Here is a 25617-nt window from a genome sequence, read left to right as displayed (position 1 = left end):
ACTCAAGATGAATTTTTCCAAGTTCTTTATTTCGCGGCCGATCTTCGCAGCGGTGCTCTCGCTGTTGATCCTGATCGCCGGCGCGATCTCGCTGTTCCAACTGCCGATCAGCGAATACCCGGAAGTGGTGCCGCCGACTGTAGTGGTACGCGCCAACTTCCCGGGCGCCAACCCTAAAGTCATCGGTGAAACCGTGGCCGCGCCGCTGGAGCAGGCGATTACCGGCGTCGAGAACATGCTGTACATGTCCTCGCAGTCGACCGCCGACGGCAAACTGACGCTGACCATCACCTTTGCCCTCGGCACAGACCTGGACAACGCGCAGGTGCAGGTGCAAAACCGTGTGACGCGCACTCAGCCAAAGCTGCCTGAGGAAGTTACGCGTATCGGCATCACCGTGGACAAGGCCTCCCCCGACCTGACCATGGTGGTGCACTTGACCTCACCGGATCAGCGCTACGACATGCTCTACCTGTCGAACTACGCGATCCTGAATATCAAAGATGAGTTGGCGCGCCTTGGCGGCGTGGGCGATGTGCAGTTATTCGGCATGGGCGATTACTCCCTGCGCGTTTGGCTGGACCCGAACAAAACCGCCTCGCGCAACCTTACCGCCACCGATGTGGTGACGGCGATCCGCGAGCAGAACCGCCAGGTCGCGGCCGGTGCCCTCGGCGCGCAGCCTGCGCCGAGTGACACCAGCTTCCAGCTGTCGGTGAATACCCAGGGCCGCCTGGTGACCGAGGAAGAGTTCGAGAACATCGTGATTCGTTCCGGCGAGAACGGCGAAATCACGCGGCTCAAGGACATCGCGCGGGTCGAGCTGGGTTCCAGCCAATACGCCCTGCGCTCGTTGATCGACAACCAGCCGGCGGTGGCAATTCCGATCTTCCAGCGCCCCGGCTCCAACGCCATCGACATCTCCAACGACGTGCGCAGCAAGATGGCGGAGCTGAAAAAAAGCTTCCCTGAAGGCATGGATTACCGCATCGCCTATGACCCGACGATCTTTGTGCGCGGCTCTATCGAAGCAGTGGTTCACACCCTGTTCGAAGCACTGATTCTGGTGGTACTGGTAGTCATCCTGTTCCTGCAAACCTGGCGCGCGTCGATCATTCCGTTGGTAGCGGTGCCGGTGTCGTTGATCGGTACGTTTGCGGTGATGCACCTGTTCGGCTTCTCGCTGAACGCACTGTCGCTGTTCGGGCTGGTGTTGGCGATTGGTATTGTGGTGGACGACGCCATCGTGGTGGTGGAGAACGTCGAGCGCAACATCGAGCTGGGCCTGGAACCGTTCCAGGCCACCGAAAAAGCCATGAGCGAAGTGACCGGGCCGATCATTGCCACGGCGCTGGTGCTGTGTGCGGTGTTCATTCCGGCGGCCTTTATCAGCGGCTTGACCGGGCAGTTCTACAAGCAGTTCGCCTTGACCATTGCGATTTCGACGGTGATTTCGGCCTTCAACTCGCTGACGCTGTCGCCTGCCCTGGCCGCCGTGTTGCTGCGTGGGCATAACGCGCCGAAGGATCGTTTCTCGAAGTTCCTCGACAAAATTTTCGGCGGCTGGCTGTTCCGTCCGTTTAACCGCTTTTTCGAAAAAGCCAGCCATGGCTATGTCGGCACTGTGCGCCGAGTCATTCGCGGCAGTGGCATTGCGCTGTTCGTGTATGGCGGCCTGATGGTGCTGACGTTCTTCGGTTTTGCCCACACGCCTACCGGTTTCGTACCGGCCCAGGACAAGCAATACCTGGTGGCGTTTGCGCAATTGCCGGACGCTGCAAGCCTGGACCGCACCGAAAACGTGATCAAGAAGATGTCTGACATCGCCTTGAAACAGCCGGGCGTTGAAAGCGCGATTGCGTTCCCGGGCCTGTCGATCAACGGCTTCACCAACAGCCCGAACAGCGGCATCGTGTTCGTGACCTTGAAACCCTTCGATGAGCGTAAAGACGCGAGCATGTCGGCAGGTGCGATTGCCGGTGCCTTGAACGGCAAGTACAGCGAAATTCAGGAAGCCTACATGGCGATCTTCCCACCGCCGCCGGTACAGGGCCTGGGTACGATTGGCGGGTTCCGCCTGCAGATCGAAGACCGTGGCAACCTGGGTTATGACGAGCTGTACAAAGAAACCCAGAACATCATTACCAAAAGTCGTGGCGTGCCTGAGCTGTTCGGCCTGTTCACCAGTTACACGGTGAACGTGCCTCAGGTTGATGCGGCGATTGACCGTGAAAAGGCCAAGACCCACGGCGTGGCGATCAGCGACATCTTCGACACCCTGCAGATCTACCTGGGCTCGCTGTACGCCAACGACTTCAACCGTTTTGGCCGCACTTACCAGGTTAACGTGCAGGCTGAGCAACAGTTCCGTCAGGACCAGGACCAGATCGGTCAGTTGAAAGTGCGTAACAACAAAGGCGAGATGATCCCGCTGGCGACCTTCATCAAGGTCAGCGAGACCTCCGGCCCGGACCGCGTGATGCACTACAACGGCTTTATCACTGCCGAAATCAACGGCAACGCCGCACCGGGCTACAGCTCCGGCCAGGCACAGGTGGCGATCGAAAAACTGTTGAAAGATGAGCTGCCCAACGGCATGACTTATGAGTGGACCGACCTGACGTATCAGCAAATCCTCTCGGGCAATACCGCGCTGTTCGTGTTCCCGCTCTGCGTACTGCTGGCATTCCTGGTACTGGCCGCCCAATACGAAAGCTGGAGCCTGCCGCTGGCGGTGATCCTGATCGTACCGATGACGCTGCTGTCGGCAATTACCGGGGTGATTATCTCGGGTGGCGACAACAACATCTTCACCCAGATCGGCCTGATTGTACTGGTGGGCCTGGCGTGCAAGAACGCGATTCTGATCGTCGAGTTCGCCAAGGATAAACAACAGGAAGGTCTCGACCCGCTGGCTGCGGTACTGGAAGCCTGCCGCTTGCGTCTGCGGCCGATTCTGATGACCTCGTTCGCCTTCATCATGGGCGTGGTGCCGCTGGTGTTGTCCAGCGGTGCCGGTGCCGAGATGCGCCATGCGATGGGCGTGGCGGTGTTCTCCGGGATGATCGGGGTGACCTTCTTCGGGCTGTTGCTGACGCCAGTGTTCTACGTACTGATCCGTCGCTATGTGGAGCGCCAAGAGGCGCGCAAAGCGGCCAAGGCCTTGAAGCTGGAGACACAGCAATGAGCGTGAAAGTCTTTCTGCCGAGCTTGCTGGTACTGGCGTTGAGCGCCTGTGCCGTAGGCCCGGACTATAAAACCGAACAACTTGAGGCTGCCAATATCACGGCAGCCGCCGACACCAAAAGTTATGACCATGCCAAGTACGAAGGCATTTGGTGGCAGCAGTTCGACGACCCTACCCTCGACCAGTTGGTAACGCAGTCGTTGAACGGTAACCGCGACCTGCGCGTGGCATTCGCCCGTCTGCGAGCGGCCCGCGCGATTCGCGATGACGCCGCCAATGACATCATGCCGGTCGTCACCAGCCGTGCCAGCAGTGAGGTGGGCAAGGGCCAGATTCCCGGCCAGACCACCCAGCGCGTCAACAGCGAGCGTTATGACTTGGGCCTCGACATGGCCTGGGAACTGGATTTGTTCGGCCGCATACGCCGCAACCTCGAAGCCAGCGACGCTGACCAGCAGGTCGCCGAAGCCGACCTGTACCAGTTGCAAGTCAGCATGATTGCCGAGCTGGTGGATGCCTACGGCCAACTGCGTGGCGCACAACTGCGTGAACGCATCGCCCTCGACAACCTGAAGAACCAACAGGACTCGCGCACCATCACCGTCAGCCTGCGCGATGCCGGCGTGGGTGATCAGCTCGACGTGGAACGCGCCGATGCGCGCCTGGCTTCGGTTGAAGCCAGCGTGCCGCAACTGCAAGCCGAGCAAGTGCGCGAGCGCAACCGCATCGCCACCCTCCTCGGCCAGCGCCCCGACAAACTGAGCGTCGACCTGAGCCCCAAAGACCTGCCGGCGATTGCCAAGGCATTGCCGATTGGCGATCCAGGGCAATTGCTGCAACGTCGCCCGGACATTCTCAGCGCCGAACGCAAACTGGCCGCCGCCACCGCGCGTATCGGCGTGGCCAAGGCCGACCTGTTCCCACGGGTCAGCCTCAGCGGCTTCCTCGGCTTTACCGCCGGGCGGGGTTCACAGATTGGTTCAGCGGCAGCGAATGCCTGGTCCCTCGGCCCGAGCATCACCTGGGCCGCGTTCGACCTGGGCAGCGTGCGCGCGCGTTTGCGCGGTGCGAATGCCGAGGCTGAAGGCGCGCTGGCGACCTATGAGCAGCAAGTGTTGCTGGCATTGGAAGAATCGGAAAATGCCTTCAGTGATTACGGCAAACGCCAGCAGCGGTTGGTCTCGTTGATACGCCAGAGTGAGTCGAGTCGCGCCGCGGCTGACCTAGCCGCAATTCGTTACCGCGAAGGCACGGTGGACTTCCTGGTGCTGCTGGATGCGCAACGTGAGCGTTTGGCAGCCGAAGATTCGCAGGCGCAGGCCGAGGTGGATTTGTACCGCGGTATTGTCGCGATCTACAAGGCCCTCGGTGGGGGCTGGCAGCCGAACACGGTAGTGGCCAGCAGCAAGTGATTTAATTTAAAGCGCTCCTTTGGTTGGTCGCATCCAGCCAATTTTTAGCCCCGTGGTCCATTCGGTCACGGGGCTTTTTTTTGAGTTTTTTGGGGTGGTTGGAGTATGTGTTGTGTATACGTTTCTTTGGTTACGGCCGCTTATGATTCCGCCCTTGCGGCGGGTCACTTTTGATAGATCAAGATCACGATCAAAAGCAGGCGGCCCGAAAGCCGACCCAATCTCCCAAGCAGAATGCAGTCAAATGTGGGAGCGGGCTTGCTCGCGATGGCATCAACTCGGTGTACCTCATATACCGAGGTGCCTGCATCGCGAGCAAGCCCGCTCCCACAGAAAGCAGATCTGCTGTGTATGCGAGTGGTGGGGCGAGAGCGGTTTGGTTACTTTTGACTGGGCCAGCTTCCGGCTCTATCAAAAGTGACTCGCTGTAAATGCGAAACCGATATAAGCCGTCACCCAAATAACGGACATACACTCAACCCGCATCGTCGAGAATCAAACTCCGATAATGCCCAGGGTTCGACCCCGACCACTTGCGAAACGCCTTGTAAAACGAACTCGCATCCGCAAACCCCAGTCGCGCGGCGATCTCGGCAAAACTGATCTGCGGCTCAGCCAGCCATACAATCGCCAACTCCTTGCGCACGCTGTCCTTGAGGCCTTGGTAGGTCTGCCCCTCTTCTGCCAGGCGGCGACGCAGAGTGGACGCCGAGATGCAGTGGCTGGCCGCCAGGCCCTCGGTCTCTGGCCAGCTATCGGGAGGCATCTGCCGCAAGTCGTGCTTGATCCGCGCGGCCAGGCTTTCCGGGTCGCGGTATTTGACCAGGATGTTGGCCGGCGCGCGCGCCAGGAAACGCTTGAGTTCCTCAGGGCTGCGCTTGACCGGCAGGTCGAGGCAGTCGGCGGAAAAGATCATGCGCGTGCGTGGACGGTCAAAGCGCAGGTTGTCGGAAAACATCACCCGGTAGTCGTCGCAGAAATCCGGCTGTGCGCACCGCAGCTCTATCGCCAGAATCGGAATGCGCCGCCCCGCCAGCCAGCAGGCAACGCCGTGCACGATCATCCAATAGGTAAAATAGGTAAACGCCCGCTTGGGCTCAAGCGCTGGCTCCAACAGCACGATCTCTGCCAGGCTTTGCTGGCGCACAAGCTGCGCGGGCAAATGCTCGAGCATCAACGACAGAAACCCCAAGCCAGTCTCCAGGCTGGCGCCCAGGTTTGGCTGGGCCATGCACGCACGGCACAAGAACTCCAGGCTGCCGGACTTGAGCTTGCGCGGGTCCATGCCGAAAAACTCATCGTCCCTGCGCCGCGCCAACAACCGCCACAATCGCGCATACGCGGTGGCGGGCACACGGGCGTCGGGCTGCGCCAGCAGCACCGGGTCAATGCCGACTTTGCTCAACGCCTCAAGCGTGGCCGCGCCCGGCGCGCAGCTTTGCAGCAAGGCCTCACGGACAAGATGGATGGAGATGGTGTCTTTTTCCGCCATTGGAAGTCGGTTAATCAACGCTGTAAAAGAGGTTTTGCATCATAAGCGGCTATGCAATTCGCCACCACCGTTCAGGCGCAGTTCAGTAAACAGGCAGATTGCCTGTTTAGTAATGAGTATCATTATGTTACAAATTAGCATCCTCTCCCGTCATGATGCGGTGCCAAATGCTTGTTCCTTTTTTAATCATGCTGCGCGAAGGCATTGAAGCTGCACTGATCGTCGGCATTATCGCCAGCTACCTGCAACAAACCGGCCGTGGCCAGTGGATGCCCGCCGTGTGGATCGGCGTGTTCCTGGCAGCCGCCCTGGCCCTGCTGGTCGGCGGTGGCCTGGAACTGGTCAGCGCTGAATTTCCGCAAAAACAACAAGAGCTGTTCGAAGGTGTGGTCGGTCTGGTGGCCGTCGGCATCCTCAGTTCCATGGTGTTCTGGATGCGCAAAGTGGCGCGGTCCATCAAGCACTCCTTGCACGAATCACTTGATCACGCATTGGCGGGCTCCAAACACCAAGTGATCGCGCTGATCGCCATGGTGTTTTTCGCGGTTGCGCGCGAAGGCCTGGAGACGGTGTTTTTTCTACTGGCGGTGTTCCAGCAAAGCGAAGGCCCGGGCGCGCCGATTGGCGCCCTGCTCGGCCTGATTCTGGCGATCATCACAGGCTTTTTGATCTACACCGGCAGCATGCGCCTCAACCTCGGCGCGTTTTTTCGCTGGACCGGCCTGTTCATCCTGGTGGTGGCCGCCGGCATTCTCGCCAACTCAGTACAAGCCCTGCACGAAGCGGGCGTGTGGAACCACTGGCAAACCGTGTTGTTCGATGTCAGCGCGACGCTGCCGATGGACGGCCCGTTGGGTTCGGTGCTGGCCGGGATGTTCGGCTATCAAGACGCCCCAACCGTGAGCACGCTCGGCGCTTATCTGATTTACCTGGTGGTGGCCCTGGTGATGTTCTTCCTGCCCTCGGCCCCCGCCACGCCTGTCGCCAAAACCTCTTCCGTTTCCAGCCAGTAAGGACCGTCATTTGTCCAGCCAAACCCCTCAACCGGCTCCGCCGTCCCGCGCCCTGCGCTGGGCGGTGGCCGGCTCGGTGGTCGTTATGATCGCCGCCGGTGGCCTGTTTTATTACGCCTCGCAATTGGCCGCCGCCAAACGCCAGACCAACCACGATGAAATCACCGTGACCATTCACGGGCACGCCTGTGAACCCAACGCACTCACCGTGCCCGCCGGGCGCGCAAGCTTTCGTATCATCAACCGCTCCGAACGGGCGGTGGAGTGGGAAATTCTCGACGGCGTGCTGGTGATCGAAGAACGCGAAAATATCGCGCCGGGCTTGAGCCAAGTGATCAATGCCAACCTCGCGCCCGGCGACTATGCGATCACCTGCGGCTTGCTGAGTAACCCGCGTGGCACCTTGCACGTGACGCCGACGGCGGAGTCCGACGCCAAGGCCAAGGCCAAGCCATCGATGGTGGCGTTTATCGGCCCGCTGTCGGAGTTCCGCGTGTACCTGAGCGGCCAAGGCAGTGCACTGATCACCGCCGTCACCGCCCTGGCGCAAGCCGTCGAAGCCGGTGATTTGGCCCAGGCGCAATCGCTGTATGTGCCAGCGCGCGAAGCCTACCAGCGCCTGGCGCCGGCGTCGCAACGCCTGGCCGAGTTGGACAACGCGATCAACGCGCGCGCCGACTACTTTGAAAAACGCGAGCAAGACCCGGCCTTCACTGGCTTCCATCGCCTGGAATACAGCCTGTTCCAACAGCGCAGCCTGGACGGGCTGGCGCCAATCGCCCAAGGCCTGGTCAGCGACGTCACGCGCCTTAAGCAACAACTGCTCGCCCAGTCGCTGCCACCGGAACAACTGGTGAGCATCGTGGTGCGCAACCTCAACAGCCTGGCGGATGTGCGCGCGGCCAGCGGTGAAGAAGAACGCTACAGCCACATCGACCTCAACGGCTTTGCCGCCAACCTGCAAGCCGCGCACAAGGTGGTCGAGCTGATGCGGCCGTTGCTGAGCAAGTCGGCGGCTAACGTGTTGAGCAACGTTGACAGCGCGCTTGAGGCGTTCGATGCACAACTGAACAGTTTGAAAGTCGACGGCCACTACCGCCGCTACGACAGCGTGACCGCCGATCAGCGCAAGCAGATCGCCGACAAGGCCAAGGCTCTGGCCGTTGCACTCGATGGAATCGACCCCGCCCTTGGCCTTTCCGGCCTGCAGTGAAGACGACCGCACACATGAGTGATTCAGAACAATTTTCCGCACAACGTCGCCGTGTCTTGCTGGGCATGGCGGCCACCGGCGCGGCTATTGCCGGTAGCAGCCTGAGCTGCCCGGCGCTGGCCGCCGCTGCCGAGCAGGTCACCACTGCGCCGCGCAGTGACAAGACGCAGGACCACCACGACTTTTTCGGCAAGCACCAAACCGGCATCGTCACGCCGCGCCCGGCGTGCGGCATGCTGGTGGCGTTCGACGTATTGGCCAGCGACCGTGAAGACCTTGAGCGGTTGTTCCGCACCTTGAACGAGCGCATCAGCTTCCTGATGACCGGCGGCACCGTACCGCAGGTCGACCCGAAGCTGCCGCCCACCGACTCGGGCATTCTTGGCCCGGTGGTCACCCCGGACAACCTGACCATTACCGTGTCGGTCGGCGAGTCGCTGTTTGATGAGCGCTTCGGCCTGACTGCGGTCAAACCCAAGCGCCTGACGCGCATGGTGGGCTTCCCCAACGATGCGCTGGAACCGGCGCAGTGCCACGGCGACCTGAGCCTGCAATTTTGCTCCAACACCACCGACACCAATATCCACGCGCTGCGCGACATCGTGAAGAACCTGCCCGACCTGTTGCTGGTGCGCTGGAAACAGGAAGGCAGCGTGCCGCCTCAAGCCCCGGCCAAACCTGGCGAACCGGCGCAGAGCGCGCGTAACTTCCTGGGCTTTCGTGACGGTTCGGCCAACCCGAATTCCAACGACGACAAGAGCATGGACCAGATTGTCTGGGTGCAACCGGCCAGTGACGAACCGGCCTGGGCCGCCAATGGCAGCTACCAGGCGGTGCGCATCATCCGCAACTTCGTCGAGCGCTGGGACCGCACGCCCCTGCAAGAGCAGGAAAGCATCATCGGCCGCGTCAAAACCACGGGCGCGCCCATGGACGGCCAGCAAGAATCGCAAGTGCCGGATTACAGCAAAGACCCGCACGGCAAGTTGACCAAGCTCGATGCGCACATTCGCCTGGCCAACCCGCGTACCGCGCAAACCCAGGCCAACCTGATTCTGCGTCGGCCGTTCAACTACTCCAACGGCGTCAATAAAAACGGTCAGTTGGACATGGGGCTGCTGTTCATCTGCTACCAGGCAGACCTGGAGAAAGGCTTTATCAGCGTGCAAACCCGGCTCAACGGCGAGCCGCTGGAGGAATACCTCAAGCCGGTCGGCGGCGGGTACTTCTTCACCTTGCCAGGCGTCACCGGGCCCAAGGATTTCATTGGGCGCACGTTGCTCGCTGCAACGCACCCGCAAACCACTGCCACTACCTAAAACACACCAGAGCGCACACCTCCCATGAAGAAGTCGACTATCGCGTTGTCGTTGTTAATGACCCTTTCGCCGCTGGCAGCGTTCGCCGCCACCGCGCCGCTGGACCTGGTAGGCCCGGTGTCGGATTACAAGATTTACGTCACCGAAGAAATCGGTGAACTGGTCACGCAGACCAAGGCGTTCACCGACGCCATCAACCAGGGCGACCTGGCCACCGCCAAAAAGCTTTACGCGCCAACCCGCGTTCACTATGAGTCGATCGAGCCGATCGCCGAGCTGTTCAGTGACCTCGACGCCTCAATCGATTCGCGTGTTGATGACCACGAAAAAGGCGTGACTGCTGAAGACTTCACTGGCTTCCACCGCATCGAATACACGCTGTTCTCGCAGAACACCACCAAAGGCCTGGAAACCCTGACCGCCAAGCTCAACACCGACGTCAACGACCTTAAAACCCGTGTCGACGGCCTGACCTTCCCGCCCGAGAAAGTCGTGGGCGGCGCCGCTGCGCTGCTGGAAGAAGTCGCTGCGACCAAAATCTCCGGTGAAGAAGACCGCTACAGCCACACCGACCTGTACGACTTCCAGGGCAACATTGACGGCGCGAAAAAAATCGTCGACCTGTTCCGTGGCCAGATCGAGAAACAAGACAAAGCCTTCCTGGCCAAGGTCGACAAGAACTTCGCCAGCGTCGACAAGGTGCTGGCCAAGTACAAAACCAGGGATGGCGGCTTTGAAACCTACGACAAAGTCAAGGAAAACGACCGTAAGGCGCTGGTGGGCCCGGTCAACACCTTGGCCGAAGACCTGTCGACCCTGCGCGGCAAGTTGGGTTTGAACTGATAAAAAGCGCCCAGGTCTGGATTCAGGCCTGGGCGGTTGTCTCGAGCAGTCATCCCGCTCACAGGCGTCAACTCGATTCGGGGGTGAACTCCTGCAGTGGTAGCCCGCCAGGTCTATGACTGAAGGGGTTGATTGCATACCACACGCCGTCTTTTTCAACTGCAGTGACTTCCTGGTTTCCACTCCAGCCTTTCCTGGCGCCCGGCCAAGCGCTCTCTGCTTGACTGGAACCATCCAGCGTATCCCACGCGCCCAAGGTCCACCGCAACTGCTCGGATGCTTTGATCGGCAGGTAAATATCCGACCCGATGTGAGTCGGCAAGCCGGCATTTATCTTGTTTAGCGCGGGGATCCCCTTCGGCCCCCCGCGCACAAGCGTAGGGATGTTTTCCAATGGGTTGAACAGACCGCGAATAAATGAACCTCCTCCTTTCAGCCCAGTCATGCTGAACGGCTTGCCGCTGAAAGGAATCAACATTCTTAAACCCTTGGCGAAAGTCTTTGCACCCGCCAGCCCACCGGTAGCAAGAAAAGACGCAAGGTCAATCAGCAAGCCTTTCACTCCCGCCTCTATTTTGCCCTCTACCAAATCAGCAACGGCACCCACAAAAGGGATCAGGCTGACTACCGCGCGGGCATTTTCAGCCGTGAATATAGTGGTGTCGGTGCGCGCTTGCAGCGCTGACGGTTTGTTGGCATGAGCGATCCGCGCATCACGGTTGCCGTCAAAGCTATGGGCCAACAACCTTTCCACGATCCTGGACGTCTTGGAAGAAGAAAAAGTGTTGGGTATGCGCTGAGTTGCGGTATCCGACGTTGGTGTCTGCGGCAACTCGGCCCCGAGGCGCTCGATAATCACCTGCGATATCGCTCCGGAACGTGGCGCAGAGCCTGTGCTATAGGCATCAAAATCAAACGGCTGTGCCATACCGTTGCGGATTACAGGGCCAGCATAGGTATAAAGCCTGTCACGTAACACCTTGTTTTCCACCCTCCCGTTCAGCTGCAACTGGATGCCCAAGTTTCGTTTGACCATTTTCATGGAGCCCGGAAAAACTTCGTAGTACCCGAACCTGGGCCAGGCGTCGGGGGTTTCATAACGCAGCAAGAGGCCATGAGTGCCCTTGCTCTTTTCGACTTTCGAGTCTTGACCTTCATCGACCCGCAAAGAGTCTCCGGTTGTTTTGCGCAGGGTGTAGAACGTAATCTTCCCCAACTCCAACCCCTTGCGTTCGTTAAGAGGTAAATCAGCAATCATCAGCTTCAATGCAGTGGCTTGGGCCGACCGGGAGTCGGTGATGAAGGTGTCAATGGCAGGCACCACCAAAGGTTTAAGCTTTGGCAGTTGGTCGAGACGTTCCCTGAACGCAGCAAGGGAAATATTTGGATGAATAAACTCATCACCCACCCAGCTCTCGTCTTCACCAAATGGCGGATTACCTTTCCCAAGATTCATCATGATTATATCGACCAACGACGTCGGGCCCAGATAACGAAACGGTTGCGGATTGTCGTATTCTATAGAGGGCCTGGAATTAGCTGTGTTTGTTACAAAATCGGGATACTTTTTCAACGTGATATTGCTAATTGCCTCCGCGGTCATCTCCGGGTACAACTTGGCCAATTGCTGGACCAACACGGTCCTTTGGGTAGGCGACTCGCTCGATAACGTGCCAAAGGCCTCGCGCGTTTGGTTTTCGCGCTGGGTAAAGGCGTTCGCCGCAGCCTGGTAGTCCACCAGAGAGTATTTGCCATCTGAAGTCGCGGGAAAAACGCCCGACATTACGGCCCAGTCCAACAGCGCCTGAGTGCCCAGCTCTTTGATCAACGCTTCTTGCACAGGCCCGCCAACCTCCTGGCGTGCCAACGCCATGGCTTGCGTAAAATTCAACCGTGAATCGCCGGCTATTGCACTGCCCAGGCGCAGGTTCATCCAGCCGGTAGATCCGACCTTGATGTTTTCCGGGTCCCGGTTGAGTACTTGGTCGGTAGTGGCAGATACCGTAGGGTCTTTCTTGACCAGCATCTCTGGTGCTGACTGGGCCAGAAACACATGGGCCATCAACGACGCGACATTAGGGTCAACACCTTTGCTTTGCAGATGCGCCTCCACGTCACCACGCACTTGTTTGAGCGTGCGCCCCAAATTGCCCGGTTGATACAAACTGTACCCGGCCACAGTGCCTGGCTGGCCCGGGATAGACGCATCCACACTGGACTTCATGGCCGTGGCCAGAACCTGATGGCGGTCTGCCCTTGAAAGCGCTTGCCCATCGAACACGGCGTAATGCTTGAGGGACCTGGCAATCTCGTCGGCTATGGCGATGGCCTTCGGAGAGTCAAAAAATGAAGCGAGCTTATTATCTGGATCAGGGTAATTCTGGAAGCCGGTGGTGCTGGTTGAAAAAGCCTTGAACAACGCCATGACCTGCGTCGACGCCTTTTTCAAGGTGCTACCGGCCTCGGCGGATAACGCGCCATCAACCTGCGAATAAGGTGTCATAGCTGCATAGTCGCCTGCCAATGGGGGCGTTGCCAGTTGTATGCCCAACCATCCCAGCGAACCGCGTAACTGGCCGACGTTTTGCGGTGTGTCGAGAGCATACAACGCAAAGGTTTGACGCGCGTCATAGGTACGGGTGGAGTACAACGCGTTCCCGACTTTCTCGCTCTTCTTCACTAGCTCGTCGAAATCCGAGTTCATCCTGCGGGCGCTGTGCCCATCTGCGTCGTCAACCCTGGACGCGCTCTCGACTTCATAGTCGAACTTCTCCTGCAAAGAATCCCAGGCACCTCTCAGATTGCGCGTCTGCAGGTCGCCGTCAGATAGCCTGAAATCAACACCGGTAAAAGCATAACCGGTCTTCTTGAGAAAGGCCTGGAATGTCGCTGACGCCAGGAACTCGATAAACAGCTCACGCGGTCGCTTACTGTGTTGGTCCAGGGATGAGTTGGGTCCGGCAACCACGGCGTACTCATCCAGTGTGAACACGTTATAGTCGGGCTCATTCTTGAACAGAGATCGAAATTGCTCTACCAGCCCCGCGCGTATCGCACTGTCGTCACGATGCCGGGCCAACTGTTTAAACTGCCCAGCCCACTGATCGCGTTGTGTTTCTGCGATCTGCGGCCACCCGTTCAGCGTGAGTTGTTCGCCCAGTTGCGGCGCAGACTGTTCACTCAGAGGCGGCTTGACCCCGTAAAAATCCAACAGCACATCGTTGCTAATCGCACTGTAGGCAGCGCTCGGGCCTGGGTTTCCGGGCAGGCCAAGATCATTGGGCGAGAGCACTTGTTGTAAGGACACAATGGTCTTACTGACTTGCCCCCAACCCGACCCATCCGTAATGCTAAAACGTTGAATGGTTTCCTTGCCATCGCGCAGGACCACGCCCACCACGTAGCCACTGAATACTCGCACAGTGCCAGGTTTCAAGTGTTGGGATGTGAACCAGGCCTGTACGGCAGGCTCATTGATAGCTTGGTGATACATCTCGATAAAGGGTGCAATAGACGCCTTTTTTGGAATGTTTTCTTCATCCACCTCGCCAGTTTTTAAGCGCTGAATCAGGATTTTTTGTAACCGAGTGTCCGCCGCCGTAGCGTCAGGCTTGGCAGGGTAACGATGCCTCACTTGGCTTTCACTGACGGGCGCAGCTACCGGTTGATCGGGGATACCGCGTTTGGCCCGACCGGCCTGTTGCTCCAGGCTCAATTGCCGAAGTGAGGACGTCGCGCTGAATAATTGATGACCGGAGGGGCTGAAGGCTACACCGGGGGCCGTGGGAGCAATGGGTTTATCGGGTTGTGGCAAGAGCGGCGCAGGCCCTTGATAGGTTGATGGCTGGCTAAAAATAGTTAAGGTATTTTTTGCTTGGATTGTCGACATTTCTACGGGTCTCTATCGGGGGGAACAGAGTCCTTGTCCTTAAGAACAGTCGATAGAAAGCGTATGAAAAAATAAGCTGGCAAAGCATAGGTAAACTCGCACTGAATGTAGGAAAACAACCTGACGCTAAGGCTGCCAGGCTTGCTTCCATTTACCGTGCCAGCCGCGATGGCTTACAGGATGCGGTAAAGCAACCGTTCAATGCGCACCCGGCTGACCCGTCGCAAGAACTTGCCGACCGCTTGCGGGTAATCCACCAGCGTCTGCAACTGCTGGTAACCCGCGATGCGCGTGGTGTGCTGGAAAATCTGCGCCAGTTCGGTACGCCGTGGTGCCAGCCACTCGCCTTGCGGGTCGTCGATCAACAGGGCATTTTCCAGATCGAGGCGGAACGCCCGGGGGTTGAGGTTGTTGCCGGTAAGCAAGGTGTAACGCTGGTCAACCCAGAGGCCTTTGAGGTGATAGGTGTTGTCGCCGTCGCACCACAGGTGCAGGTTCAACTGGCCGCTGTCGATCATCGGCTGATGACGCTTGGCGAAACGCCGCAGGCTGATTTCATACAGGTAAGGCAACGCTGCGATGACCTTGAACGGCTCGCTGGGCGGAATGTAGAAATCGTTGGCGGTTTTGTCACCGACGATGATGTCGATCTTCACCCCGCGCGCCAGGGCGCGGTTGATCTCGCGGGTCACCGGCAGCGGCAAATTGAAGTACGGCGTGCAGAGGGTCAACTGGTGCTGGGCACTTGCGATCAGTTCGAGGATTACCCGGTTCAGCGGGTTGTTTTTGCCGACACCGAGCAACGGGCTCACCGACATGTGGCCATTGGGCACCAGGCCCGTGGTGGTGTCATAGGTCGCGTGCTTGAGGCGGCTGCGCAGGTCGCCAATATCATTGCGCAAGCTGCGGGTGGTGGGCGGGTTGGGCAAGTCCAGGCGATGCACGGCCTTGGAGGCCAACAGGCCGTGTTCCACCAGATGCTGCATCGAATCCGCCAGCGGCGCGCTGTGGATCAGGTGGTAGCGGTCATAGCGGTACTTGTCGAACTTGTGCAAGTACACGTTGTTTAAACTGGCGCCGCTGTACAGCACGCTGTCGTCGATCACAAAACCCTTCAAGTGCAGCACGCCGAACAGCTCGCGGGTCTGCACCGGCACGCCGTACACCGGTACTTCACTGGCGTGCGCTTGGGTCATGGCCTGATACCAGGCGCTGTTGCCCGGCTGCTTGCCGGCGCCGATCAAGCCGCGCTGGGCGCGCAACGAATCGACCACCACCACCACGTCCAACTCGGGCCGCGCCGCCTTGGCGGCGTGCAACGCGTCGTAGATTTCCTGCCCGGCTTCATCGTGCTGCAAGTACAGCGCGACGATATAGATACGCCGCGTGGCGTGGGGGATTTTTTCCAGCAGGCAGCGACGGAACTCAGCGGCGCCGGACAGCACCTCAAGGGTCTCGGGAGACACTGGGAAACCGCGCAGTTTAGGCAACAGGGAGCGTTTGAAGAACGACGGCATAAGGCTCGCAATGGGTCGAATCCGAAGAGGCCCAAAGCTTACACCATGGGGCTGCTCAGGTCTCGCCGGGGAACATGGAAAAAATAAATTGACCATGAAGAACGATCGTTCTAGTGTACGCAACATGAACGACATAGCCCACAATGAAACCCGCGACATTATTCTCGACGTGACCGAGAAGTTAATTTATCGGCACGGCATCGCCGCCACCGGTATGGCGTTGCTGGTAAAAACCGCCGGCGTCTCGCGCAAGAGTATTTACCATTACTTCGCCAATAAAGATGAGTTGGTGCTCGCCGCCCTGCAACGTCGCGACGAACGCTGGATGCACTGGCTGCGCGAGGAAGTAGAGCGCCGCGAAGGCAGCGGCGAGCGCTTGCTGGCGCTATTCAGCGCCCTTAAAGCCTGGTTCGACTCAGCCGACTTTCGCGGTTGTGCCTTCATCAACACCAGTGGTGAAACCGGCAATGCACAAGACCCGGTACGCCGGCTGGCCAAGGCGCATAAACAAAAACTGTTTGAGTACGCACTCCAACTCTGTGAAGCGCATGGCAGCCCCGCGCCCGAACAGCACGCGGCGCAACTGCTGATACTCATCGATGGCGCGATTACCGTCGCGCTGGTCATGGGCGATTCCAGCGCGGCTGATCATGCGCAATGCATGGCGCAAAAATTGTTCGGCCTGTGAACGCAGGCCTTTGCACACGTCGATAAACCTTACTACTTCAGGAGTTGCCCCATGTCATCTGATGCCGAAGTACGCCCACCGTTGCCGCCGTTTACCCGCGAGTCAGCGATTGAGAAAGTCCGCCTCGCCGAAGACGGCTGGAACTCCCGAGACCCGCAACGCGTGTCGTTGGCGTACACCGTGGACACCCAGTGGCGTAACCGCGCCGAGTTTGTGCAAAACCGCGAACAAGCCAAGGGTTTCCTGACCCGTAAATGGGCCAAGGAGTTGGATTATCGGCTGATCAAGGAATTGTGGGCGTTCGGTGGAAACCGTATCGCCGTGCGGTATGCCTATGAATGGCACGACGACTCCGGTAACTGGTTCCGCTCCTACGGCAATGAGAACTGGGAGTTTGACCAGAACGGTCTGATGGCCAAGCGGTTTGCCTGCATTAACGACCTGCCGATCGAGGCCAGCGAACGCAAATTCCACTGGCCGCTGGGGCGGCGCCCGGATGATCATCCAGGGCTGTCGGACCTCGGGCTTTAAGGCCCACCTGTGGGAGCGGGCTTGCTCGCGATGCAGTGAACTCGGTTTGCCTGATGTACCGAGATGCCTGCATCGCGAGCAAGCCCGCTCCCACAAAGGCGCTGGCGTTAGTCCTGGTTCAAGCCCACCCGATACAACACACCGTCATCCTCATCAGTAAGCACATACAGATACCCATCCGGCCCCTGCCGCACGTCTCGGATACGCGCATTCAAACCGCCCAGCAAGCGCTCCTCATGCACCACCTTGTCGCCATCAAACTGCAAACGAATCAGCTCCTGACTCGCCAACGCACCGATAAACACATTGTGCTGCCAAGGCTTGAACCGGTCAGCGTCGTAAAACGCCATACCCGAAATACCCGGCGACTTTTCCCAGACATGATGAGGCTGCACTGTACCCTCAACTTCCTTGCCCTTGGCCTCGGGAATCGGCGTCAGGGAATAGTTGATGCCGTGCGTCGCCAGCGGCCAACCGTAGTTCTTGCCACGCTCGATGATGTTGATTTCATCACCGCCACGCGGCCCGTGTTCGTTTTCCCAGATCGTCCCACTCCAGGGGTTCAACGCCAGCCCCTGCGGATTGCGCTGACCATACGACCAGATTTCCGGTCGCACACCCGCCTGACCGACAAACGGATTGTCATCCGGCACACGGCCGTCCGGGTAAATGCGCACCACCTTGCCTTGCAACTTGTCCAGGTCCTGCGCGGTCGGCCGGTCGTTATTCTCGCCCAGCGTCACAAACAGGTAACCGTCACGGTCAAAGGCCAAACGCGAGCCGAAGTGATTGCCGGTGGACAGCTTGGGCTCCTGGCGCAGGATCACTTTAAAGTCCTTCAAGCCGCTCAAATCATCGGCCAGACGCCCACGCCCAACGGCGGTGCCGGCCTTGCCGCCCTCACCGCCGCCCTCGGCATACGACAGGTAAACCATGCGGTCTTGCTTGAAGTCCGGCGACAGCACCACATCCAGCAAACCGCCCTGCCCTTTGGCCCATACCTGGGGCACACCGCTCAACGGCGCAGAAAGCTTGCCGTCAGGGCTCACAAAGCGCAGGTGGCCTGGGCGTTCGGTGACCAAAAAGCCTTGCTTGTCCGGTAGAAACGCCACGGCCCAAGGATGGTCCAGGCCTTTGGCAATCGGGGTGGCGGTGACACTGCCCTGCTCACTCGGAAACTGCTGGGCATCGGCTGCAAAAACCGCCGTGACCGGCAGCAGCGAGGTGGCACACAGTGCGGCTAGAAGCGTTTTGCGTAGCAACATAAGACGGAGTCCTTACCGGCGATTGCCGTTGGCATCGTAAGTGGGGGCTTTGGTTTCGGTGTTTGGACGGCTGGGCGCGGCGTCGCGCTTGGGATAGCTATTGCCGATACCGCCGTTTTGCAACGTGGGTGCGGGGCTGCTCGGCCCGGTCTGAATGCCGCGAGTGGCCGGCGCATTGGGCTGGGTGCCCTGCATGCTGTTGGGGTTGGCGCGATGAATCGGGCTGTTGTTGGAGTCGTTGCTGCCGGGCAGGGTTTGCGCCTGGGCCAACGAGGTGAATGCCAAGCCCAACGCCAGCACGGCAAGGTGACGCACACAACTGTTCATAACAAAGCCTCTCTTGAGCGAGTGGTACGTGCTTTCGATAACACGCTACGCCTTGGGTTCGGCTTTCGACACTAAATACTTCCTCATCAGGTGTAACACGATTTGTCCACGCATCTACCCGCCGAAACTTTTGCCAGCGCCTGCGAGTCACCAGAACACAGTCTTTTCTCAAGGAATCGCAACCATGCCACGGGCAATCTGGAAGGGCGCAATCAGTTTTGGCTTGGTTCACATCCCGGTATCACTGGTTTCAGCCACGTCTTCACAAGGCGTTGACTTTGATTGGCTGGACAAACGCAGCATGGCCCCGGTCGGTTACAAGCGCATCAACAAGACCACCGGCAAAGAAGTCACTAAAGAGAATATCGTCAAGGGCGTGGCCTTCGAAAAAGGCCGCTATGTGGTGCTCAGCGAGGACGAAATTCGCTCGGCGCACCCCAAGTCCACGCAGACTATTGAGATCATCGCGTTTGTCGCAGGCGATCAGATCCCTTTGCAAAATATCGACACGCCCTACTTCCTGGCCCCGGACAAACGCGGCGGCAAGGTTTACGCCTTATTGCGCGAAACCCTGAAAAAAACCGGCAAAGTGGCGTTGGCTAACGTGGTGTTGCACACCAAGCAACATCTGGCGGCGGTAATGCCGCTGGACTCGGCGCTGGTGCTGGTAATGCTGCGCTGGCCCGCCGAAGTGCGCAGCCTGGACGAGCTGGAATTAGGCGCCGATGTGACCAAACCGAGCCTGGCCAAAGGCGAGTTGGACATGGCCAAACGCCTGGTGGAAGACATGAGTGCAGACTGGCAGCCGGACGAGTACCGCGACAGCTTCCAGGAAAAGATCATGGCGCTGGTGGCCAAGAAGGCCAAGGCCGGCAAGATCGAAAATGTCGAAGACCAAGAGGACAGCGAAACACGCCAGTCAGCCGATGTCATCGACCTCACCGAGTTGCTCAAGCGCAGCCTGGCGGGTAAACCTGCGGCCAAGACCACGGCGAAAAAACCAGCGGCAAAAAAGGCCACTAAAAAGGCTTCTTAAGCCTGCCATACGCCGGAGAACGACATGGCAAAGCCCCTGAGCGAATACCAGCGCAAACGCGATTTCCAGATCACCGCCGAGCCCTCGGGCAGCGCAACCACAGGCAAACGCGCGGCGTCGGCGCTGTCATTCGTGATTCAAAAACACGACGCGCGCAACCTGCACTATGACTTTCGCCTGGAACTCGATGGCGTGCTCCTGAGCTGGGCCGTGCCCAAAGGCCCAAGCCTGGACCCCAGCCAAAAACGCTTGGCGGTACACGTTGAAGATCATCCGCTGGGCTATGGCGATTTCGAGGGCAATATTCCTGCCGGCCAATATGGCGCAGGCGATGTGATTGTGTGGGACCGTGGCGTTTGGCAACCGCACGACGATCCGCATAAGGCGTATGCCGCCGGCAAGCTCAAATTCACCCTGGTCGGTGAAAAACTCGCCGGCGACTGGGCGCTGGTGCGCACGCGCCTTAAAGGCAGCGGCGACAAGCAGCAATGGTTGCTGATCAAGGAAAAAGACCAGCAAGCGCGCGCGGCGGCCGACTACGACATCCTCAAAGACCAACCGAAAAGTGTGCTCAGCGACGCCTCGGTAGGCACCCCCAAAGCGCGTGCAAAACGCCCCAAAGCGTCCGCGACTAAAACCCGCCAAGCCCTCCCCGAGCAATTCACGCCGCAACTGGCAACCCTGGTCGACCGCGCCCCCGACGGCGATTGGCACTACGAAATCAAATTCGACGGCTACCGCATGCTCGCGCGCATCCTCGACGGCGAGGTGCGCCTGTTTACGCGCAACGGGCATGACTGGACCGACCGCCTGCCGCGTCAGGTCAAGGCTTTGCAAGCGCTGAAGCTGGGCGACAGTTGGCTGGACGGTGAAGTGGTCAGCCTCAATGACGACGGCTTGCCGGATTTTCAGGCACTGCAAAACGCGTTCGAGGTCGACCGCAGCCTGGACATTGTGTATTACCTGTTCGACGCGCCGTTTCTGGAAGGTGAGGATCAGCGCGAGGCCCCTGTAGAGGCACGCCGCGCGGCGCTCAAGTCCGCGCTGTCGAGTAGCCGCAGCAAGCTGCTGCGGTTCTCCGAAGCGTTTGTCGCCAACCAGCGCGACATCTTCGAAAGTGCTTGCGACCTCGCACTCGAAGGCCTGATCGGCAAACGCCTCGGTAGCCCGTATGTGTCGAGCCGTAGCACCGACTGGATCAAACTCAAATGTCGCCTGCGCCAGGAGTTCGTGATTGTCGGCTACACCCGGCCGCAAGGCTCGCGCAGTGGCTTTGGCGCGCTGCTGCTGGCAGTCAATGATGATACGGGGCTGGTGTACGCCGGGCGCGTGGGCACTGGTTTTGACCAGGCGGCGCTGAAGGCGGTTTATGCGCAGCTCAAACCGTTGGAGCGCAAAACCTCACCGCTGCAAAAACCGCTGACCAGCCCCCAGGCGCGCGGCGTTCACTGGGTTGAGCCGAGCACGGCGTGCGAGGTGAATTTTGCCGAATGGACCCGCGAGGGTGTGGTGCGCCACGCCTCGTTCATTGCGCTGCGCAGCGACAAACCGGTGGCGCAGATCATCCATGAACAGCCACGCAAGGCCAGCTCGGTTAAACCGGCGGCACCCGCGAAAAAAACCAGCGGCGGCGTAAACATCACTCACCCGGAGCGCGTGATTGACGCGCAAAGCGCTACGCAAAAACATCAGTTGGCGGCGTTTTACCAGAATATCAGCGAGTGGATATTGCCCTTCCTGCGCCATCGCCCGGTCTCACTACTGCGTGCGCCCGAAGGAGTCGACGGCGAGCAATTCTTCCAAAAACACTCGGAGCACCTGGCCATTCCGCACATTAAGCAGTTGGACCCGGCGCTGGACCCGGGCCATGCACGCCTGATGGAAATCGATCAACCAGGCGCGCTGATCGGCGCCGTGCAGATGGGCACCATAGAACTGCACACGTGGGGCGCCACCTCGGACAAAATCGAAACCCCCGACCTGTTTGTGCTCGACCTCGACCCGGACCCGGCGCTGCCCTGGAAAACCATGCTGGAGGCCGCGCAACTGACGTTGTCGGTGCTCGATGAGCTGGGGCTGGCAGCGTACGTCAAGACCAGCGGCGGCAAAGGCCTGCACCTGATCGTTCCGCTCGCGCGCCGGGATGACTGGGGCACAGTAAAGGCCTTCGCCAAGGCCATTGCTCAGTTCATGACGCAGCAACTGCCCGAACGCTTTACCGCGACTTCCGGCCCGAAAAACCGCATCGGCAAGATCTTCATCGACTACCTGCGCAACGCGCGCGGCGCCAGCACCGTAGCGGCTTACTCTGTGCGCGCCCGGCCAGGCCTGCCGGTGTCGGTGCCGGTGAGTCGAGAGGAGTTAAAGGGCTTGCGCGGTGCCCAACAATGGACAGTGGCCAACCTGCACGAGCGGTTGGCGCACCTGAAAGAAGACCCGTGGGCCGGTTATGCCAACCGGCAAAAGATCAGCAAGAAGATGTGGGACAAGCTCGGCGCGAAACCACCCGCGTGATTCGCGCCCAACGCTGGGTTAGATAAGGATAAAGATCAGCGCCAATCCCGCAAAAATCGCCCACTTTTCCAAGTAGTAGCGCGTGCGGTTGCGCTTTTTCAGTTCTTTGCCGCGCAGGCGAATCTTGTACAGGCGCGTGAACGCTCGATTCAGGCCGCCGGTCTTGTCGCCCGCATCATTCGGCGAACCCGCCGACGCCATCACATTACGGCTGAACCAGCGGTTGAACGCCGCCGCCCAGCGGTACTTCATGGGCCGCTCGATGTCGCAAAACAAGATGATGCGGTTCTGCTGCGTGGTGTTTTCCGCGTAATGAATGTAGGTCTCGTCGAACATCACCGGCTCGCCGTCGCGCCAGTAATAGCTTTCGCCATCGACGTTGATGTAGCAGCCAGGGTCGTTAGGCGTATCCAGACCCAGGTGATAGCGGTAGGAGCCAGCGTACGGGTCGCGGTGGCGAACCAGCTTGGAGCCCGGTGGCAGCTCGGCAAACATGGCGGCCTTGATCGAACCGATGCTCTGCACCAGTTCAGTCGTGCGCGGGCACAGCTTCATCGCAGACGGGTGACTGTCGCCATACCACTTAAGGTAAAAGCGCTTCCAGCCCGACTTGAAGAACGAGTTGAAACCCACATCGTTGTACTGCTCGGAACGCTTGATCTCGCCGGCGCGCATCAGGTTCTGGGCTTCCTCGCGGATCTCCTGCCAGTGCTCCTGCAACGGGCTCAAATCAGGAAAATCGCCGGGGGCCAGATAGGGGCGGCTTGGCTGCCTGGAAAACAGGTAGAGGAAGCAGTTGATCGGCGCCAGGAACGTCGAGTGATCGCTGAGCTGGCGACCCAACTTGTGTCGCACCCGGCCGCGCAGGTGTACATACGCGATGGAGGCAACGTAGAGAAAAACAATGATGAGTTTCAAGAGATTCGTCACATGTCAGTAGAAAACAGGCTGCTCCTGCGTGCCCACAACGGCCGAGGATTGAAGATGCAGCACCTGAAATCACAATTCACAAATACGCGGCATTAGCGGTTTGTCGACAACCGGTTCATAGCCATTGGCAGTTATTTAGCCACAGTTTGTAACCAAAGGTTAGCTAAGATTTGTGAAAAGCTGTCTATGGAACCGATAGATTTGCCAGTGGGCAGGGGTTTCCACCCGCCCACTGCCCGCCCTGTTTACGGCAGCGGCTGATCATCCTTGCTCTCGTAGCGAGGCAAGCGGCCATCGGTTAATGGCGAATGATATTCAGCCTTTCGATGGTTCCGGATGAAGTAGCGCAACACCGCTATCAGCACGCCCAGGAACAGACCTGCGATCAAACTGATAGCGATGATCAGCGATTTTTTCGGCTTGATCGGCGACAGCGGCTCCTGAGCGCGGCGGTCAATGGCTACCAGCTTCAAGTTAGTCATGTCGATATTCAGCGAACGCAAGCGGGCCACTTCAGCGCGGAGCGGTTGCACGTCCTGCAGGAAAATATCCTCGTTGGCGCGTTTTTGCAGAACCTCAACTTCACGGTTCGACTGCAGCAGTTGCAGTTCCTTGCCAATTTCAGCGATGCGCGTGCTGGTGAAGTCATCGCTGGTGCGCTTTTGCAATGCGCTTTGCTCGGCTTCCAGGGCTTCGGTACCCATGAAATACAACGGTATTTTCTGGTTGTTGACCTCGGTGCGCATCACCTGATTGGAACCTGAACGCGTGGCATCGCCCATCGCTGACGGTGTGGTTGGGGTTCGGATACCCATCGATTTGGCAATCGAGATCGCTTCGGCCAACTCTGCCAAACGATCGCCACGCTCCATTTTCATCTGCAGGCGCAGTGCGCTGAGTTCATCTTGCAACTGGGCACGTTTGAGCCTGTCAGCCTCAAGCAGCTTGGCGATCTTGGATTCTTTTTCGGTCTCGTAATTGGCGCGAGCGGCGTCGATCTTGCCTTTGAGTTCGCTCAAGCGGTTATTCACGATGACCTTGAGGTCGGCCCCCACCTGCTCACGTTCCGCCGCAATCGCGTAGTCGACAAACCCGTTGAGGATGGCCACGCCATCCACGTCCGACGGGTATTGCATCTCCAGACGGATGTAACTGGACAGCGAATCTGATTTTTTCGAGTCCGGCGCGATCACGTTGACCGCGTTCCGGTTGAAATCTTCAAAACTCTGCTCAAGGCTTTGCCCGGGCTTGCGGAAAGCCTGGAACAATTGTTCATGGCTTTTGAAAAAATCCAGGCGCGCGCCGTAGGAATCCAACTGAGCACCGACTTTTGCCAGCGCATCTGCGGGCGGCAGTTTGTAGACTTCCGAGCGGTTCAAGGCATCCAGTTCGTTGATCGCCGCAGGCCGTAGCACACTGCTGACCTCATACACCTTGGGCGCCAAAAACGCATAGCTGGCGCCCAAAACTCCCACCAGGATGGTGCAACCCAACACCAGTTTTTTTTGCCGCCAAATCGAGTCAGCTACCTCAACCAAGTCAATTTCATCTGACACTGCAGGCACATTGAGCGAAGAAGTTCGATTCAAAATAAGAACACCTTAAAACTGATATTAAAAAGCCGCTACGCCCTGAACCCCGATTTTTCAGCCCGAACGGCCTGAGAATCAGAAACAACGCCCTAATCACAACTGGCTAATGGCAATCTGACCATTTCACTGCAGGAAAAGTCCGACGTCATTAGAGATTATTTCTACTGCATGTCAATCACTGCAGGATAGCTTTCATGCGGGCGATCATGCTGCCAAAAGCATAGCTAATGCAGGATAACGGGCTGTCAGCCAAAAAAATTTAGCTTCAGGGCCTCAGTTCCAGCGTGCTATCGATACAATTCCAACTGCTTAACCCTTAGCACTTTTGCACTCATCCAGCGTTTAAGCCCTCAGCAAGAAGGAATTTGCATGCACGTTTCAGACCCGGACTATCAACAGCTTCAAGGCACGTGGGAACAAATATCCCTGGAAGACAGCGGCGTGCTCAACCCCGCCGATGCGCACACTGCCCCTGGCGCGATCACCACCATTGCAGGCGACCAGTTCGAGGTGAGAACGGTGAGTGGCGAAATTTTGCTGGCTGGCCGGTTTCTTCTGGACAGCACCACCGCGCCAAAAAGTATCACCTGGGTGGACGCCATGGGCGAAGACGCCGGCAAGGCATTGCCCGCCAGCTATCGCCTCGAAGGCGATGACTTCGTGTTTATTGCCGCAGATGAAGGCATGCCGCGGCCGACACTATTCAGCACCGGGCCAGGGCAAACCATGCGCACCTTCGTACGCCGCCGCGCAAAGGCGCTCGCCGAGTAAAAGCACGGGGCGTAGCCGAAACTAATTTCAAGGCGTGCAGGTCATTAACACACGAAGCATTCAGCCCCTGAATGCCCC

General features: G+C 58.8%; 18 protein-coding genes. 11 read left to right on the top strand and 7 right to left on the bottom strand.

Annotation, left to right across the window (positions count from 1 at the left end; all coding sequences use genetic code 11):
* Nucleotides 1–7: 7 nt before the first annotated feature.
* Entirely contained in the window at nucleotides 8–3187 is a 3180-nt protein-coding gene (locus ACOZK9_RS12710) for an efflux RND transporter permease subunit (protein WP_122250265.1), read from the top strand.
* Complete coding sequence (locus tag ACOZK9_RS12705; RefSeq protein WP_152747853.1) at nucleotides 3184–4599, top strand: efflux transporter outer membrane subunit; 1416 nt, start codon at nucleotides 3184–3186, stop codon at nucleotides 4597–4599. The genes ACOZK9_RS12710 and ACOZK9_RS12705 overlap by 4 nt, the downstream gene beginning before the upstream one ends.
* A 475-nt stretch (nucleotides 4600–5074) precedes the next feature.
* Here ACOZK9_RS12705 and ACOZK9_RS12700 read toward each other — a convergent pair whose 3' ends face one another.
* Nucleotides 5075–6091, bottom strand: a complete 1017-nt coding sequence (locus ACOZK9_RS12700; RefSeq protein WP_421555949.1) for an AraC family transcriptional regulator — start codon at nucleotides 6089–6091, stop codon at nucleotides 5075–5077.
* 167 nt (nucleotides 6092–6258) lie between these two features.
* Between ACOZK9_RS12700 and efeU the strand changes: the two genes are divergently transcribed.
* Genes efeU through efeO (ACOZK9_RS12680) form a run of 4 tightly spaced genes read left to right on the top strand, consistent with a single transcriptional unit; the run spans nucleotide 6259 to nucleotide 10479 of the window.
* Nucleotides 6259–7104, top strand: a complete 846-nt coding sequence (gene efeU, locus ACOZK9_RS12695; protein WP_421555948.1) for an iron uptake transporter permease EfeU — start codon at nucleotides 6259–6261, stop codon at nucleotides 7102–7104.
* 10 nt (nucleotides 7105–7114) lie between these two features.
* Complete coding sequence (gene efeO, locus ACOZK9_RS12690; RefSeq protein ID WP_421555947.1) at nucleotides 7115–8317, top strand: iron uptake system protein EfeO; 1203 nt, start codon at nucleotides 7115–7117, stop codon at nucleotides 8315–8317.
* A gap of 14 nt (nucleotides 8318–8331) precedes the next feature.
* Complete coding sequence (gene efeB / locus ACOZK9_RS12685; protein ID WP_122250279.1) at nucleotides 8332–9636, top strand: iron uptake transporter deferrochelatase/peroxidase subunit; 1305 nt, start codon at nucleotides 8332–8334, stop codon at nucleotides 9634–9636.
* 24 nt (nucleotides 9637–9660) lie between these two features.
* Nucleotides 9661–10479 carry an iron uptake system protein EfeO gene (gene efeO, locus ACOZK9_RS12680; protein ID WP_058413477.1) on the top strand — a complete coding sequence of 273 codons (819 nt, stop codon included), beginning with the start codon at nucleotides 9661–9663 and terminating at the stop codon, nucleotides 10477–10479.
* Nucleotides 10480–10546: 67 nt separating this feature from the next.
* On the opposite strand, the gene ACOZK9_RS12675 is transcribed toward efeO (ACOZK9_RS12680), so the two are convergent.
* The gene (locus tag ACOZK9_RS12675; RefSeq protein WP_421555946.1) at nucleotides 10547–14368 is read right to left on the bottom strand and encodes a hypothetical protein; all 3822 of its coding nucleotides are present in this window, start codon (nucleotides 14366–14368) and stop codon (nucleotides 10547–10549) included.
* Nucleotides 14369–14541: 173 nt separating this feature from the next.
* A complete protein-coding gene (pssA, locus tag ACOZK9_RS12670; RefSeq protein WP_421555945.1) occupies nucleotides 14542–15885 on the bottom strand; it encodes a CDP-diacylglycerol--serine O-phosphatidyltransferase in 1344 nt (447 codons plus the stop codon).
* A 124-nt stretch (nucleotides 15886–16009) separates the two neighbouring features.
* Between pssA and ACOZK9_RS12665 the strand changes: the two genes are divergently transcribed.
* Together ACOZK9_RS12665 and ACOZK9_RS12660 are read left to right on the top strand one after the other, a co-directional pair.
* Entirely contained in the window at nucleotides 16010–16573 is a 564-nt protein-coding gene (locus ACOZK9_RS12665) for a TetR/AcrR family transcriptional regulator (protein WP_152750479.1), read from the top strand.
* A 51-nt stretch (nucleotides 16574–16624) separates the two neighbouring features.
* Entirely contained in the window at nucleotides 16625–17104 is a 480-nt protein-coding gene (locus tag ACOZK9_RS12660; protein ID WP_058413479.1) for a nuclear transport factor 2 family protein, read from the top strand.
* Nucleotides 17105–17211: 107 nt separating this feature from the next.
* Here the strand turns inward: ACOZK9_RS12660 and ACOZK9_RS12655 are convergent, their stop codons facing one another.
* Nucleotides 17212–18369 carry a PQQ-dependent sugar dehydrogenase gene (locus ACOZK9_RS12655; protein WP_058413480.1) on the bottom strand — a complete coding sequence of 386 codons (1158 nt, stop codon included), beginning with the start codon at nucleotides 18367–18369 and terminating at the stop codon, nucleotides 17212–17214.
* A gap of 12 nt (nucleotides 18370–18381) precedes the next feature.
* Nucleotides 18382–18696, bottom strand: a complete 315-nt coding sequence (locus tag ACOZK9_RS12650; protein WP_421555944.1) for a hypothetical protein — start codon at nucleotides 18694–18696, stop codon at nucleotides 18382–18384.
* Between the two features lie 184 nt (nucleotides 18697–18880).
* Between ACOZK9_RS12650 and ku the strand changes: the two genes are divergently transcribed.
* Nucleotides 18881–19732, top strand: coding sequence for a non-homologous end joining protein Ku (gene ku, locus ACOZK9_RS12645; RefSeq protein WP_421555943.1), 852 nt, complete (start codon nucleotides 18881–18883; stop codon nucleotides 19730–19732).
* Nucleotides 19733–19756: 24 nt separating this feature from the next.
* The gene (gene ligD / locus ACOZK9_RS12640) at nucleotides 19757–22246 is read left to right on the top strand and encodes a DNA ligase D (RefSeq protein WP_421555942.1); all 2490 of its coding nucleotides are present in this window, start codon (nucleotides 19757–19759) and stop codon (nucleotides 22244–22246) included.
* An 18-nt stretch (nucleotides 22247–22264) separates the two neighbouring features.
* Here the strand turns inward: ligD and lpxO are convergent, their stop codons facing one another.
* A complete protein-coding gene (gene lpxO / locus ACOZK9_RS12635; protein WP_058413484.1) occupies nucleotides 22265–23164 on the bottom strand; it encodes a lipid A hydroxylase LpxO in 900 nt (299 codons plus the stop codon).
* 257 nt (nucleotides 23165–23421) lie between these two features.
* Nucleotides 23422–24765 (bottom strand): Wzz/FepE/Etk N-terminal domain-containing protein, encoded by a 1344-nt coding sequence (locus tag ACOZK9_RS12630; RefSeq protein WP_421555941.1) that lies wholly within the window; start codon nucleotides 24763–24765, stop codon nucleotides 23422–23424.
* Between the two features lie 372 nt (nucleotides 24766–25137).
* Between ACOZK9_RS12630 and ACOZK9_RS12625 the strand changes: the two genes are divergently transcribed.
* A complete protein-coding gene (locus tag ACOZK9_RS12625; protein WP_122250277.1) occupies nucleotides 25138–25539 on the top strand; it encodes a TIGR03067 domain-containing protein in 402 nt (133 codons plus the stop codon).
* Nucleotides 25540–25617: the final 78 nt, after the last annotated feature.

It is taken from the genome of Pseudomonas kitaguniensis (assembly GCF_049199985.1).
Lineage (GTDB): Bacteria > Pseudomonadota > Gammaproteobacteria > Pseudomonadales > Pseudomonadaceae > Aquipseudomonas > Aquipseudomonas kitaguniensis.
This window is presented reverse-complemented; position numbering and strand designations above follow the sequence as displayed.

Excerpts from the sequence above, each read along its gene's own strand:
- pssA (WP_421555945.1), bottom strand. The coding sequence starts at position 15,885 with ATGCCGTCGTTCTTCAAACGCTCCCTGTTGCCTAAACTGCGCGGTTTC.
- ACOZK9_RS12660 (WP_058413479.1), top strand. The coding sequence starts at position 16,625 with ATGTCATCTGATGCCGAAGTACGCCCACCGTTGCCGCCGTTTACCCGC.
- ACOZK9_RS12625 (WP_122250277.1), top strand. The coding sequence starts at position 25,138 with ATGCACGTTTCAGACCCGGACTATCAACAGCTTCAAGGCACGTGGGAA.
- efeB (WP_122250279.1), top strand. The coding sequence starts at position 8,332 with ATGAGTGATTCAGAACAATTTTCCGCACAACGTCGCCGTGTCTTGCTG.
- ligD (WP_421555942.1), top strand. The coding sequence starts at position 19,757 with ATGGCAAAGCCCCTGAGCGAATACCAGCGCAAACGCGATTTCCAGATC.
- efeO (WP_058413477.1), top strand. The coding sequence starts at position 9,661 with ATGAAGAAGTCGACTATCGCGTTGTCGTTGTTAATGACCCTTTCGCCG.
- ku (WP_421555943.1), top strand. The coding sequence starts at position 18,881 with ATGCCACGGGCAATCTGGAAGGGCGCAATCAGTTTTGGCTTGGTTCAC.
- ACOZK9_RS12655 (WP_058413480.1), bottom strand. The coding sequence starts at position 18,369 with ATGTTGCTACGCAAAACGCTTCTAGCCGCACTGTGTGCCACCTCGCTG.
- ACOZK9_RS12650 (WP_421555944.1), bottom strand. The coding sequence starts at position 18,696 with ATGAACAGTTGTGTGCGTCACCTTGCCGTGCTGGCGTTGGGCTTGGCA.
- ACOZK9_RS12675 (WP_421555946.1), bottom strand. The coding sequence starts at position 14,368 with ATGTCGACAATCCAAGCAAAAAATACCTTAACTATTTTTAGCCAGCCA.
- efeU (WP_421555948.1), top strand. The coding sequence starts at position 6,259 with ATGCTTGTTCCTTTTTTAATCATGCTGCGCGAAGGCATTGAAGCTGCA.
- ACOZK9_RS12700 (WP_421555949.1), bottom strand. The coding sequence starts at position 6,091 with ATGGCGGAAAAAGACACCATCTCCATCCATCTTGTCCGTGAGGCCTTG.
- ACOZK9_RS12710 (WP_122250265.1), top strand. The coding sequence starts at position 8 with ATGAATTTTTCCAAGTTCTTTATTTCGCGGCCGATCTTCGCAGCGGTG.
- ACOZK9_RS12705 (WP_152747853.1), top strand. The coding sequence starts at position 3,184 with ATGAGCGTGAAAGTCTTTCTGCCGAGCTTGCTGGTACTGGCGTTGAGC.
- ACOZK9_RS12665 (WP_152750479.1), top strand. The coding sequence starts at position 16,010 with ATGAACGACATAGCCCACAATGAAACCCGCGACATTATTCTCGACGTG.